This is a genomic window from Arthrobacter sp. D1-29, assembly GCF_054130585.1.
On the sequence record NZ_CP096383.1, the window covers coordinates 1140264 to 1153623 of the forward strand.

Annotated in this window: 16 protein-coding genes; 9 read left to right on the plus strand and 7 right to left on the minus strand. The window is 63.9% G+C overall.

What is annotated here, in order from left to right:
* Positions 1–70: 70 nt before the first annotated feature.
* Positions 71–532 carry a hypothetical protein gene (locus M1E17_RS05325; protein WP_457965944.1) on the minus strand — a complete coding sequence of 154 codons (462 nt, stop codon included), beginning with the start codon at positions 530–532 and terminating at the stop codon, positions 71–73.
* Positions 533–875: 343 nt separating this feature from the next.
* Positions 876–1181, minus strand: a complete 306-nt coding sequence (locus M1E17_RS05330) for a hypothetical protein (protein WP_457965945.1) — start codon at positions 1179–1181, stop codon at positions 876–878.
* Between the two features lie 157 nt (positions 1182–1338).
* Here M1E17_RS05330 and M1E17_RS05335 point away from each other — a divergent pair, with 157 nt between their 5' ends.
* Positions 1339–1527: a hypothetical protein gene (locus tag M1E17_RS05335; protein ID WP_457965947.1), complete on the plus strand. Its 189-nt coding sequence runs from the start codon at positions 1339–1341 to the stop codon at positions 1525–1527.
* 12 nt (positions 1528–1539) lie between these two features.
* Here M1E17_RS05335 and M1E17_RS05340 read toward each other — a convergent pair whose 3' ends face one another.
* The gene (locus M1E17_RS05340; protein ID WP_457965948.1) at positions 1540–2481 is read right to left on the minus strand and encodes an alpha/beta fold hydrolase; all 942 of its coding nucleotides are present in this window, start codon (positions 2479–2481) and stop codon (positions 1540–1542) included.
* A gap of 47 nt (positions 2482–2528) precedes the next feature.
* Here M1E17_RS05340 and M1E17_RS05345 point away from each other — a divergent pair, with 47 nt between their 5' ends.
* Entirely contained in the window at positions 2529–3209 is a 681-nt protein-coding gene (locus M1E17_RS05345) for a TetR/AcrR family transcriptional regulator (RefSeq protein WP_457965950.1), read from the plus strand.
* Between the two features lie 58 nt (positions 3210–3267).
* On the opposite strand, the gene M1E17_RS05350 is transcribed toward M1E17_RS05345, so the two are convergent.
* The 4 genes from M1E17_RS05350 to M1E17_RS05365 all read right to left on the minus strand — a co-directional run bounded on the left by M1E17_RS05350 (position 3268) and on the right by M1E17_RS05365 (position 7333).
* The gene (locus M1E17_RS05350; RefSeq protein WP_457965951.1) at positions 3268–4818 is read right to left on the minus strand and encodes an MFS transporter; all 1551 of its coding nucleotides are present in this window, start codon (positions 4816–4818) and stop codon (positions 3268–3270) included.
* Complete coding sequence (locus M1E17_RS05355; protein ID WP_457965952.1) at positions 4815–5531, minus strand: LppX_LprAFG lipoprotein; 717 nt, start codon at positions 5529–5531, stop codon at positions 4815–4817. Before M1E17_RS05355 ends, M1E17_RS05350 begins: the two co-directional genes overlap by 4 nt.
* Before the next feature lie 114 nt (positions 5532–5645).
* Positions 5646–6299: a response regulator gene (locus tag M1E17_RS05360; RefSeq protein ID WP_457965953.1), complete on the minus strand. Its 654-nt coding sequence runs from the start codon at positions 6297–6299 to the stop codon at positions 5646–5648.
* 5 nt (positions 6300–6304) lie between these two features.
* Positions 6305–7333, minus strand: coding sequence for a sensor histidine kinase (locus M1E17_RS05365; protein WP_457965954.1), 1029 nt, complete (start codon positions 7331–7333; stop codon positions 6305–6307).
* Between the two features lie 170 nt (positions 7334–7503).
* Between M1E17_RS05365 and M1E17_RS05370 the strand changes: the two genes are divergently transcribed.
* The 7 genes from M1E17_RS05370 to M1E17_RS05400 all read left to right on the plus strand — a co-directional run bounded on the left by M1E17_RS05370 (position 7504) and on the right by M1E17_RS05400 (position 13353).
* The gene (locus M1E17_RS05370) at positions 7504–7626 is read left to right on the plus strand and encodes a hypothetical protein (protein WP_457965955.1); all 123 of its coding nucleotides are present in this window, start codon (positions 7504–7506) and stop codon (positions 7624–7626) included.
* Between the two features lie 69 nt (positions 7627–7695).
* Entirely contained in the window at positions 7696–9180 is a 1485-nt protein-coding gene (locus M1E17_RS05375; protein WP_457965956.1) for a DUF1538 domain-containing protein, read from the plus strand.
* Positions 9177–9527 carry a P-II family nitrogen regulator gene (locus M1E17_RS05380; protein WP_457965957.1) on the plus strand — a complete coding sequence of 117 codons (351 nt, stop codon included), beginning with the start codon at positions 9177–9179 and terminating at the stop codon, positions 9525–9527. Before M1E17_RS05375 ends, M1E17_RS05380 begins: the two co-directional genes overlap by 4 nt.
* Before the next feature lie 31 nt (positions 9528–9558).
* Positions 9559–9948, plus strand: coding sequence for a CBS domain-containing protein (locus M1E17_RS05385; protein WP_457965959.1), 390 nt, complete (start codon positions 9559–9561; stop codon positions 9946–9948).
* Between the two features lie 70 nt (positions 9949–10018).
* The gene (locus M1E17_RS05390) at positions 10019–10798 is read left to right on the plus strand and encodes a hypothetical protein (protein ID WP_457965960.1); all 780 of its coding nucleotides are present in this window, start codon (positions 10019–10021) and stop codon (positions 10796–10798) included.
* Between the two features lie 160 nt (positions 10799–10958).
* Positions 10959–12320: a hemolysin family protein gene (locus M1E17_RS05395; RefSeq protein WP_457965961.1), complete on the plus strand. Its 1362-nt coding sequence runs from the start codon at positions 10959–10961 to the stop codon at positions 12318–12320.
* Positions 12313–13353 carry a hemolysin family protein gene (locus M1E17_RS05400; RefSeq protein ID WP_457965962.1) on the plus strand — a complete coding sequence of 347 codons (1041 nt, stop codon included), beginning with the start codon at positions 12313–12315 and terminating at the stop codon, positions 13351–13353. The genes M1E17_RS05395 and M1E17_RS05400 overlap by 8 nt, the downstream gene beginning before the upstream one ends.
* The last annotated feature ends 7 nt before the right edge of the window (positions 13354–13360 follow it).

Genomic DNA, 13360 nt, shown 5'->3' on the forward strand with positions numbered 1-13360 from the left:
AACTGCCGGCCCGGTACTCCGGCGTGTGTCCACGGGGACGGGCCCTCACGGGCCCGTCCGCGCCGTCGAGCTAGTTGGCGGTGAGTGTCAGCGTGACGATGGCGCTTTTGCAGGCGTCCTGGTTTACTGAGGTGTCGGCGAAGGAGAGTGTTCCCGCCCCGGCAATGGCAAAGTCATCGCTGCCGGCCGGCACCGTGGTGTTTGATGCCACGTTGGCGATGGTGAAGTCTGCCGGCAGGCACAGCGGGTTGCTGGTGGTGACCACGTGGCTGATGGTTCCCACCTGCAGGCTGGAGGTCCCTGGATTGTCTGCTGTGTAGGTGACGGCGGTGCTGGCGCCGGGGGTGAGGCCCGAGGCGAATGATGCCGTGAGGACGATGCTGCCGTTGGAGGCGGCGTTGGGAGCGGCCCCTGTTCCCTGGCTTGTGGTGGTCCAGTACGCGTAGGCGCCGCCACCGATGATGAGGAAGGCCGCTGTGAGGGCGGCGACAGTTTTCCGGCCGAATTTGAACGTGAGCTTTTTCGTTGACATGGTGCATCCTGAGGTTTGAGACCGAGAGTCCACAAGGCAGCCAAAGAACGATCAGGCCGGCCGCCGCCCCAGAGGCAAAAAAATAGTGGCCTGATCTTTTGTTTTCCCGCGCCTCACCCAGAATTTGGGGGACTGCTGAGAATTTAGCAGTTCAGTGGCCCGAAAATGCAAAAGTGGCACTATGTTGAGCGAAGCTTGCGCATAACCCGTGGAACTTGAGCTTTGCGTCCCTCTTTAGTGCCGGAATATGACTTCTTATGTGTCTCGGCCCCGGCTTAACGCGTTGAATACTGGGCGATGATCACCCCGGTGGTGGTGGTGATTGACCGCTGCAAAGTCAGGTTTAGGCGCTGGCCGTCGCCGAACAGGACACCACATACTTGCGCGAGTTGAGGAGAACGTCGGTAAAGGGGTTGGGATCCGGCGTCGTGCTCCAAATACCGAGCAGGTCTTCATAGGTGCGGCGGCCGAACAAAAGAGAACCCCCGGAGGACATTCCTTCGCCGGCAAACTGCATGGACACTTCATCCTGATAACCGTTGGCCCACCCGCCGTGATTGAATCCCCCGCGGGTGTCCTCATCAGGCCTTCCGGGTCCCTGCATAACCCCGTCAAGAGTGACGCTCTGGAAAACGCTGATGTTTGTCATAATCCCTCTCCATCCTCGAATTGGCCCGCTTTCGGACTTTATCCAATATTGCCCGTACCTTGAGCGGATGAGGCGTGTCTGCCGGAGGTCCAGAGACTAGGGTTTTGGGTAGTGGTTCAGGCAGGCGGACCCTTACCATCAATGGTCGGAGTACCAAATGGCTGACAGCAAGAGCAGGGGGCGTGGACGTCGGGAAGCCCGGGAGCAGGCGGACACCGATCCCACTGAATCGGCAGACAGCGTTGAGAAGGACCAGGAGCCTCCGGCTGACAAAGAGCCGGATATCCGCCGGGTGCCTGGGCTTCACGGCTACGACCCGAGCCAATGGCCGGATACAGCTACATAAGCTCCATCTGCCCTAGGCGAGTACGGAAGACGGCACCTTATCCCGGCTCGGCTGCCTTTCCTGGGCCGGCTGCCGTTCCGCCCCTTGGGGCTGGCGTTGAGAGGCGGGAGACAGGAAGCTGCTGATCCGGTCCAGCACGCTGTCGTCACGGAGCGGCCGGTTGTGGCCCAGTCCATGCGTGACCACCAGGATGGTGGATGCATGGTGGGCATCGAGGAGGGCGTGGGCCTGGTCCAGCCCGATCATGGTGTCTGAGTCGTCGTGGATAACGAGCCAGGGAACGGCGACGGGAAGCGGGGCGGTGGCCGAAAGGCTTGTCCAAATATCTGCGACTCCAGGGAAGACGCGGCGCTCTGTGAGGCGCCGCACCGCAAGCACGGTTGAATCGCGCAGCCCGAGCTTGCGTGCGAAGCCCGCCAGCAGATACTCGAAGTCAGCGGCGCCGTTTACCGTGACCAGCCGTCCAGCCCGTACTCCGTTCCGGATGGCGAGAGCGGCCCCCGGCGTCCCGAACGAATGTGCCACGATCGCCTCAAACCCGTCATGTTCACGCGCAAGCTCCTCGATGATGGCGGCGTAGTCGCGGACGTTGGTCTGGTGTCCACTGGATTCGCCGTGCCCGGGGGCGTCGAAGGCAACGATCGTGCGGCCCGCGGCCCGCAGTTCGCGTACGAGGGGGGCCAAAACAGCGGCACGGCTCTGCCAGCCGTGGACCAGCAGGACCGCACGCGGGCCCGTTCCCCAGCGGTAGACGGCCACGCGCTGCCCGCGCACGCTGATCATGGATCGGGCGGCCTGGTCCATCACCGGCCTTTCCGTGTCATGCACGGGCTTGCGCTTACCGGGACGGACCCAAAGCCTGTAGGCGGCCTCGGCTGCCAAGGGTGGAGCGACGCGCTCGAGAAGGTGAAGTGCACGAACCGCTGGGGGGAGAGCGGGGGTTTTTGTCGTCATAGTGCTAATATATACATACGATCGTTCGTATTGTCTAGGGGTGGAACATGCAAAACACGGCAACATCCGATGGCCGCCGGCTCCGCGGCGATGAATCGCGGCGCGCCGTTCTGCGGCTCGCCGTCGACCAGGCGTCGTTGACCGGATTGGACGGGCTAACCATCGGCGGGCTGGCAAGTGAGCTGGGCGTCAGCAAGAGCAATGTGGCAACCCTGTTTGGCTCCAAGCTGGACCTGCAACTCGCGACGATCGATGCCGCGCGCACCGTATTCATTGACACGGTCATCACTCCGGCTCTCGCCAGGCCACGCGGCCTCCAGCGACTCATCGCGCTTATTGAGCTGTGGCTCGACTACTCCGAGGGCCGTGTATTTGCCGGTGGATGCTTTTTCCGCGCTGTCGGGGCTGACGCCTCGGCGAAGGACGACGCCGCCCGTGACCTTCTCGCCCAGATCGATGCGGAGTGGCTGGCCTTCGTTACGCGCGCCGTCCGCGAAGCCGAGCCGGAATTGCCTGGGCTTGCCGGCCGAACCGATGCCGCTGAGGTCCTGGCGTTCGAGATCGGTTCCATGCTGGAAGCCGCCAACAGCATGTCACTGCTTCACCGCACCTCGCGCGGATACGCACTGGCACGCAGCGCCGTCCGTGATCGGCTGGTCGCGCTCGGAGCCCCGCCGGACATCACGCTCTCGCCCGGTCCAAGGGCGCCATTGTCAGAAGGCCATTAGGGGGAACCCGCCCCATGGCCGCCCGGACGGGTTTCTCCCTTTGCTGTGAGGGTTGGGGTTAGGAGTCTCCCACAGCGTCTGGCTCCGGCTCCTCGGCGTACTCGTCGCGCGCGCTGATCAGCAGACCCAGCACTGCGCCCACCACACACACAATTGCGGTGATCGAGAAGATCTCGCCGTACTGCAGGGCGTACGCCTCGCGGACCCGGGCGGCCTCGAGCGATATCCGTTCCTCGAGTGTCTCGCCGGTACTGGCGGGCAGACTGGCCAGATGCTGGTTGAACCGGTAGAGGCCCCATGCGCTCAGTGCCGCAATGCCGAGCAGCATGCCGATCATGCGGGCGACCACGATGGCTGCCGACGCTATCCCGTGCTGGGCGCCGGGGACCACCCGAAGCGTCGCCGACGTCAGCGGCCCGATCACCAGGCCGAGACCGAGGCCAGCGATCGCCAGGTCGGTGTCCAGTGTCGGCAGGGTGAACAGTCCGAGATCGTGTTGTGCTGTCAGCGCATCGACGGGCCATTTCGAGATCAGCAGATAGCCCGCGGCGGCGACAAGCAGGCCGGTGAACGCGACGATGCGGTCGCCGATCCGGGTGGCCAGCCATCCGCCGAGTAGCGCCCCAACCGGCAGCGTGGCGAGGAAGCGCAGCAGCAGGAGGGCGGCCTGGTTCTGGTCCTGACCCAGGACACCCTGACCGAACAGCTCGACGTTGACCAGCGTCACCATGAGCGCTGCGCCGGCGGCCAACGACGCCCCAAGTGCCGCCAGGAACGGTCTGAGGTGCACTCCCGCCGGTTCCAGCAGCCGGGTGCGGGCGAACCTCTCCCAGACGAAGAACGCGACGGTTGCCATGGCGGCGGCGATCAGCACCGGCATTCCCCAGCCGGGCAGCACCAGCTTGCCGTCGGGCTTGGGGTTGTAAAGCCCGATCACGGCCAGGCCCAGGGCGATGGCCAGCAGCATACCGCCGAGCACGTCGACTTTCTGGGGATCATCGGTTCTCTGTCGGCCGGGCAGGCTGAAGTGGACCATCACCATCGCGATCACCGCAAGCGGCACGTTGACCCAGAACACGGCTTGCCAATGCTGGAACAGCCCGACCAGGGCGATGCCGTAAACCGGCCCGAGCACGCTGCCCAGTTCCTGTGCCGCACTAACACCGCCGAGTACAGCTGCGCGATTGCGCGCAACCCACAGTTCGGCGGCCAAGGCCATCGTTACCGGCAGCAAGGCGCCACTGGCAGCGCCCTGGAGAGTGCGGCCGATGACCAACACGGTGAGATCGGTCGACAGTGCCGTGACCACCGATCCGAACGCGAAGCCGGTCAAACTGACCTGGATGAGCATCTTCCGGCCGAACCGGTCCGACGCCCGGCCCAGTAGCGGCATCGCCGCGATGTAACCGAGCAGGTAACCGGTGATGATCGGAGTTACCCGTTGGAGCTGATTCACTCCGATGCCGACGTCGCGCATGATGTCGGTCATGATCGTGACGACGACGTAGGTGTCGAGCGCGCCCAGCGTCACAGCGAGACTGCCCGCGCTGATCGCGATGCGGCGGTTGGCCGACACCCGCCCGCTGGCCGGGGGCGGGCTCTGGATCACACCGCCGGTTTCTCGACGGTGACCGGTTCGCCCCACTTGGACAGGGTCATCGTGACGCTGTTACCAGGGCTGGGCTCCAGCCGGGCCTGCGTCAGCTCGCGGTCGTCGTCCTCAGAGATCCAGACGGTGCCAGGCACGGGGCCCGTCGCCCGAATCTGCGGCGCGATCTTGTTCACCGCGTCCGCGCTGACGTTGCCCGTGATGCGTACAGAGTCCACGCCCTCGACGGTCTCACGGCCGTCCTCCTTAGCATCGGAGAAGTTGGCGAGCACGTTGGCCAGCCCCGCGTCGGGGTCCAGGATCGCCGCGACGTCGTAGATGTTGGCTGCCGGCCCGAAGTTCGTCGGACTGCCCCCAGGCATGATCGCGGCCCAGAGCTGGCCGTCGGAGACCACGAACTCGACCCCCTTGAGCTGCTGGCCAAGGTACGTCATGTCGAGTGTGCCCTTGGCGGCGACTGCGGGAGTCTGTGTGAGATCGGCATCGATGAGCTCGACCGGCAGTCCGGCGATCTGGCCCTCAACCGCTAGCTTGAGATGCGCGCTGGTATGCCCTTTGGTGGTCTCACTCGACTGCTTTAACAGGGTGGCGGGGTCGAGGGTCTCCTCCGACGATGGCGACGGTGGGCTGGTGCACCCTGCAACGAGGGCGACGACGGCGATGAGGGGCGCGAAGATCGCCACAAGGCGGGTCTGCAGGGGTGCATTATACATGGCCGAATCTTACATCCTGCATAGACGCTGCTCAAGGTGGTTTGACACTTTGCCTGTGAGGATTTGATCTCGCCGAAACCGGACAATGAACCCTACGTGGTGTCCGGCTCCGGGCTACGGCTCGATGAGCCCGGTGCGGATGGCAAACCGTGTGAGGTCCAGCCGGTCGCGCAACCCTAGTTTCTGCAGGACGTTCGCCCGGTGCCGGTCCACGGTCTTCACGCTGATTCTGAGGATTTCCGCGATCTCCTTGGCCGAGTTTCCTTCTGCGATGAGCTTCGTAACCTGCTCCTCGCGCGGCGTGAGGATGCTGTCCGGCATCCGGCCGCCCCGGCGGTCGCGCTCCAGGTAGTCGCGGATAAGCGCGGTGACCGCGCCGGGGTAGAGGAAGGACTCTCCGCGCATCGCTGCACGGCAGGCCTCGATAAGGTCGCGGTCGGCGACGGACTTGAGCACATAACCCGAGGCACCGGCGCGCAGCGCCTCGAAGAAGTATTGTTCGTTGTCGTACATGGACAGGATGAGGATCCGGACGTCGGGTGCACTCCGCGATATCTCCCGCGCCGCCTGGATGCCGGTCATCCGGGGCATGGCGATGTCGAGAACGGCCAGGTCCACTCCGCCGGTGATCGCGGCTGCGACTGCCTCTGAGCCGTCGGCGGCTTCGGCGACGACGGTCAGGTCGGGTTCCGTGTCGAGGATCAGGCGAAGGCCGCGGCGGACCAGGGCATGGTCATCGGCGAGCAGGATGCGCGTGGGTTCGGCCATTCTGCTTAGCTCCCTGCCCCGGCGCCGGGACCGGGAACGACGAGGCAAACGTCGGTCCCCCCGCCCGGCCCCGTGCCAACCGTCAGCTCGGCACCGATGAGCAGCGCCCGTTCCCGCATTCCTCGGATGCCGGCGCCCTCGCGGAAGTCGCCGCCCTTGCCGTCGTCGAGAATTCGCAGCGTCAGCCCCCTCGTCGACGGGGTGAGCGAGAGATCGACCCGTGTTGCGTGCGCGTGGCGGGCGACGTTGGTGAGTGCCTCCTGCGCGATGCGGTAAAGCACCAGCTCGACGTCCCCGCTGAGCTCCGGAAGCTCGTCGTCGAGCTCCCAGGTCACAGGAATCCCGCTCGAGCGGGAGAACTCCGACCCAAGTGCATTCAACGCGCTCCGCAGGCCGAGGTCCGCGAGCACGCCGGGGCGCAGGCGCTGCGCAACCTGGCGCACGTCCTCCAGGCTCGCCCGTACCGCCTCCTGGGCGACCAGGGTCTCCTCGCGGATACCGTCGGGAGATCGGTCGACAACCCGCTTGAGGCTGAGCAGGGCGACGGTCAGGCTCTGGCCGATCTGGTCGTGCAGTTCCCGCGATATTCGCTGACGTTCCCCTTCCTGTGCGGCCAGTGCCAGGGCGCTGCTGGCGGTATTCTCCGCCTCCAGCCGGTCGAGCATGTCGTTGAAGGTGCGGATGAGGTGCTCGAAGTCTCCGTTGCCGGCCTCGGTGGTCGCCCGGTCTCCACCGCGCCGCAGCAGGCCCACGCGCCGCATCACACCCGTCAACGCGTCCAACGGTGCCAGGCTGGCCCGCACCAGGGCGGCATTCGCGGCGAGGATGAGAGCCAGCCCGATGACCAGGACCGGCACCTCCGTGAGCAAGACAGGCGAGGACACAGTCGCCGGGGAGAGTGCCAACACCAGCGTGCCCATCGCGAAGAGCAATCCATTGATGATGAACAGTCGCCAAAAGAGCGACTGTGCCGGTCCTTTCGGAGGCAAGCCGCGCGTGGTGCCGGCGGCCCTGGTTTCGGGCGGGGTCCGCATCCGACTAGCCTGACGCGGCTTGCGTCCTTTGTCCATGAGGGCTCGCACCCACACGCGGCAGGGAATCTCGGCAGGCAGCTCTTCGCAAATGGGCGTCATCCCCGATGGCACCCCTCTGAGCGCTGAGTGAGACTGAATTTACACCCAGAACCGACGGAACGGAGGGCCCAATGGAGACCACCCATTCCACCCTGGCCGGCGCCGGCGTGCTGCACGACTGCCTGACCCGCGACGGCCAGCAATTCCGGATTCACGTCTCACGCTCCGGTCTGCGCTGGAACCCCGGTTGGTAGACACGATTGGGCTGGACCGGCAAACTGAAAAGCCAGGTACTCACAGGATCATTTCCGCGAGAGGGCCCGATGGAGCACCTCAGCCGATTCGCCCGCGAATTCCTTAAGGCGTTCAAGAACCTTCTGCCCATCATTGTCGTCGTTGTTCTGTTTCAAGTTCTGGTGTTCCGCTCCATGCCCGATGACCCCCTGGAACTGGTGGCGGGGCTCCTGATCGTGGCTGTGGGCATTGCCCTGTTCCTGCATGGCCTGGATCTGAGCATCTTCCCGGTGGGCAAGAACCTGGCTAACCAGTTCGTCCGGAGCGGGGCCCTGGGGTTGTTGCTGCCTTTTGGGTTTGCCATTGGCTTCGCCGCCTCCATCGCGGAGCCGGCGGTGATCGCTGTCGCGGAGCAGGCCCAATTGGTCAGTGACGGCCGGATCAATGCATTGGTGCTGCGCTTCGTCATCGCTGTGTCGGTGGGGCTGGTCCTGATCCTGGGCATCATGCGTGTCCTGCGGGGCTGGGCGGTCCACAAACTGCTGATAGCGGGCTACGCGATGGCGCTGGGACTCACCTACATCGCCCCCCCGGAGATTATTGCTCTTGCCTATGATTCTGGCGGGGTCACCACCAACATCGTCAGCGTCCCGCTTATCGCGGCGATCGGTCTTGGCCTGGCCAATTCCATCAGGGGACGCAGCCTGCTCGCCGACGGCTTTGGCCTGGTGGCGCTGTGCGTGATGGTGCCCATGATCGGGGTCCAGCTCTACGGCATCTTGGTCTACACGTTCGGTGATGCCGGTCTGGCGCTGCCAGCGACGGAGGCCGGGCAGGACTCCACGGATTGGGTGGTCGGCATGATCCTTGGCCTCGCCTCAATGGTTCGCGAGGTCCTGCCTATTGTGGCCGTTGTCCTCTTCTTCCAGTGGGTCGCCCTGCGGCGAAGGCTGCCACACCCCTTGCGGGTGGTCACAGGCTTCATCATGGTCATGGTGGGACTGTATGCCTTCGTCGTGGGACTAAAACTTGGGCTGTTCCCGCTGGGCACCCTGATGGCGGAGCAGCTGATCGAGCAGGGGGTTCCGGCCCTCATCCTGTTGTTCGCGCTGCTCATCGGCTTTGCGGTCACCATGGCCGAACCTGCCCTGGTGGCCATCGGGGAACAGGCGCAGGACGCATCTCCTGGCAAAATCAGCGCATTCGCCGTCAGGGTCATTGTGGCCGTTGGTGTAGCCCTCGGGATCGGCTTCGGCGTCTACCGCATTCTGGTGGGAGGGCCGTTCCACTACTTCATCATGACCGCGTACGCCGTCGCTATCGTGCTGGTGTTCTTCGCCCCGAAGTACATCATCGCGCTGGCCTTCGATCTCGGCGGAGTGACGACGTCGGAGGTCACCGTGCCGCTGGTAACCGCCCTCGGGATCGGTCTTGCCGCCGCCGTGGAGGGCCGGAACGTGTTGATCGACGGGTTTGGCCTGATCGCCTACGCGTCGATCTTCCCTGTCATCTCCGTCTTGGTGTATGCCATGGTGATGGAGAGATTTCCACGGCGGAGAAGGGAACCCGCATGAAATTCACTGCAGTCATCGTGATCGCCCCGGACGAGCTGGAAGACAGGGTGATTGAACACGCCCAGCGGGCCGGTGCCACGGGTGTGACAATTTTGCCGGGCAAGGGCATCGGGGGCGAGGCCAGAAAGACGTTTTTCGGGCTCACTTTCGAAGGGACGCAGTCGGTGCTCTTGATGGTCGTAGGGACACACCTGACAGCTCCGATCCTGAAGGAACTGCACTCGATACTGGTTCAGGGAACGGAATCCCGCGGCCTGGCCTTCGCGATCCCGATCGAGCACCTGACCGGGATCGATATGCGGCAGGTGGTCAGGTTTGAGGAGCATCTGCGCCGCGAAGGCGCTTGAGCCGGTCCAGCACTTCACGAGGAGGAAACAGATGCTCACTGTCAAAGATGTCATGGTCCCCGAGGTCGTCACGATCTCCCCGTACAGCACCCTGCGGGAGGCGCTGTCAATGATGAAGGAACGCCAGGTTAAGAGCCTGGTAGTGGAGCAGCAGCACGCCCACGACGCCTACGGGATGCTGAGCTACAGAGAACTCCTGGACACCGTCGTTGCGCAGGAGGGTGACGTGGACCTCCTGAACGTCTATGACGCCGCCACGATCCCTGCGATCACTGTCAACGAGGACCTGTCCGTCCGCCAGGCAGCGGCCCTGATGAGCCGCTACCACCTCAGCCGGTTGGTGGTGGTGGAGGGCAACCAGCTCGTCGGGCTGCTCGCTATGAATGACATTCTCGCCCGGCTCATGGAGGAACTAACGTGACAGGCCATTAGACTCGGATGACGTCGGCTTATGGGGGATACAGATGCGAGACGGAAGAGTTCTATCGATTATGGCCATGCTCGCCATCTCGCTGGCGGGCTGTGAGTATGGCGGCCCGGCCGAGGGGGCCGTCAGCCCGCCGTCCCAGAGCGAGACCAGCGAACAGCGGTCGTTCCAGGAAAACGTTGAGGAAGTGGCGGGTTTGCTCAAGGCTTCGCCAACAGACCCGGGGATGCCGTCGGAAGCAGAGCCTACCGGTGAGCTTTCGATTGAGCTTGCTCCCGGAGACTATATGGTCAAGAGTGCATGTGCCGGTGGCCACGGCGCCAATCTCGCCATCGTCCAAGGCGAGAGCGCGCCCCTGACAATGCTCTATACGTGCGACTCCGTCGCGGAACGGTTCGTCCGGCACGCCGGTGGCCCTATAGCCATCAGTGCCACCGCGCCCAGTGGCAAGCCGGCCGCGGCTGGCGTTACTGTCCAGCCCAACACGGACACACGCGCTTCGGAGCTGGAAGACCTGAAGGAGTGGTCAGCACAGCAGCTGCAACCCGAAATACCCGGCCAACGTGCTGGTTCCACCCTTTCGGACACAGTCATCAGCTATGGAATGACTTCGCTCGACCCTGGCAGGTACGAACTGCACTTTGTCTGCGAGGGACCGCCCCAGGTTCAGTTTTCGATGTCCCGTCCACTAGGCGCCGAAGTCCTGGCTCCGGTGCGGGTTCCTTGCAACGGAGACGTCTTCAAAACTTCCGTGGAGTTGGTCAGCCAGGACGCAGATTTCCGGATCGACTCAGGTGACCGTACAGTAGGCCGCTACGCGTTCAGGCTGGTTCCATCCGCGTAGCTTGCTGGCCGCAAGGCTTTCTGCTCACGGCGCACACCGGACTGTCACCTTCAGGATGCCCGTAGACTGGTCCCCATCATGGATGACCCTCCTTCACATATGCCCTTGCCCCTCCACCTTCTGACCGGTTCGCCGGCCACCGCAGGAGAGGGGCGCCCGAATGTATGAATGGATCATGCTCGGTATCGGCCTGTTCCTGACCGTCGGTACCGGATTCTTTGTCGCTTCCGAGTTCGCGCTGGTCAATCTGGACCGCAACGACCTTGAGACACGCCAAGCCCGTGGCGAAAAGCGGCTGGGGCCCACCATCAAAGCCCTGAAGATCACCTCGACGCATCTGTCCGGAGCCCAGCTGGGCATCACCATCACCACACTGCTCACCGGCTACACCTTCGAACCGGCCATCAGCAAAATGCTCAGCGGCCCCCTGCTGGCAGTAGGGCTGCCCGAGGCCGTGGTACCAGGCCTGGGCGCTGTCGCCGGTATCTTCCTGGCCACTGTTTTCTCCATGGTGATCGGCGAACTGGTGCCAAAGAACTTCGCCCTGGCCCTGCCGCTGGCCACCGCCAAGGTGGTGGTGCCATTCCAGGCCGTGTTCACTGCCGTGTTCAAGCCGGTGATCCTGCTTTTCAACAACACAGCCAACGCCATCATCCGCTCCTTCGGCATCGAGCCGAAGGAAGAACTTTCAGGCGCCCGCAGTGCCGAAGAACTCAGCTCACTGGTCCGCCGCTCCGCGCTGGAAGGCTCGTTGGACCTTGATCACGCAGTCCTGCTGCACCGTACGCTGCGCTTCTCCGAACATTCGGCGGCGGACGTCATGACGCCAAGGGTCAGGATGGCTGCCGTGAACACCACGGACACCGCAGAGGACATCGTCACGCTGGCGACATCGACAGGTTACTCGAGGTTCCCGGTGATAGGCCGGGACAGGGACGACGTCCTGGGCGTCCTGCACGTCAAGCAGGCCTTCGCCGTGGCCTTGGATGAGCGGGACAGGATCACGGCTGCGGATCTGATGATCGAACCCTTGAGGGTGCCTGAGTCCATGGGGGTTGATTCGCTGCTGGTTCTGCTGCGCAGGCAGGGACTGCAGGTGGCGATCGTCTCTGATGAGCACGGTGGAACCGCCGGCATCGTCACCCTCGAGGACCTGGTCGAAGAGATCGTGGGCGAGCTCGAGGACGAACACGACCGTGCCCGGGCGGGCGTGGTCCGGACGGGACGCTCCATCACCTTCGACGCGTCACTGCGGCCGGATGAACTGCTGGACAGGACGGGCATCGCCGTCCCGGATGGTGACGAATACGACACCATCGCCGGTTTCGTCACGGATGAACTGGACCGCATCCCCGAACTGGGAGACGTAGTGGCTCTTGACGGCGGGACGTTGCGGGTTGAGCGGGTAGTGGGGACCCACGTGGAGCGGATTCGCTTCACGCCGGACGAATCGCACGAACCGCCGCAGAGCGCCCACGACCGCATCATCGACAACCTGACGCAGGAGCTGGCCCATGAGTGAATATCTTCCCGGCATCATTTGGCTGGTGGTGCTTCTGGCGGTGAACGCGTTTTTCGTCGGTGCCGAGTTTGCCGTCATTTCCGCGCGGCGTTCCCAGATCGAACCGAAAGCCGAAGCCGGCAGCAAGGCGGCCAAGACCACGCTGTGGGCCATGGAACACGCCACTCTTATGCTCGCCACCAGCCAGCTGGGCATTACCGTTTGCTCCCTGGTAATCCTGAACGTGTCCGAACCTGCCATCCACCATTTGTTGGAGATTCCGCTCGGACTGACGTCCCTTTCCGGCGAGGCGATTGGCATCATCGCGTTCGTCACCGCATTGCTGCTGGTGACATTCCTGCACGTAGTTCTCGGCGAGATGGTCCCAAAGAACATCTCGTTCTCCGTGCCTACCCGTGCGGCGTTGATCCTGGCCCCGCCGCTGGTCATGGTGGCGCGGTTCTTTAAGCCGGTTATCTGGACGCTGAACGGGATCGCCAACTCCATCCTGCGCCTTTTCCGGGTGGAGCCGAAGGATGAGGCAACCAGCGCGTACACGCTGGATGAAGTGGCCAATATCGTGGAGCAGTCCACGCGGGACGGGATGCTGACAGACACCAGCGGCACGCTGACTGCTGCGTTTGAGTTCACGGCCAAGACCGTGTCGGATGTGGAAGTCCCGATCAGCGAGATGGTTCTCCTCCCCGCGTCGTCCACACCGGCGGACATCCAGCGCGCGGTCGCCGAACACGGCTACTCCCGCTACATCCTCACAGACGACGACGGCGTACCCGCCGGATACCTGCACCTCAAGGACGTCATGGATCTGACAGCCCCCGAGACTTTCGCCCGGCCGATACCGTCCAAGAGGATCCGCCGCCTCGCCTCCGCTTTCAGCGGTAGCGAACTCGAGGATGCGCTGGCCACCATGCGCCGCACGGGGGCTCACGTGGCCCGTGTCTTCGACGCACAGGGCAACACCACCGGCGTGCTGTTCCTGGAGGACATCATCGAAGAACTCGTAGGAGAAGTGCAGGACGCTACCAGCGCCTGACTAAGAA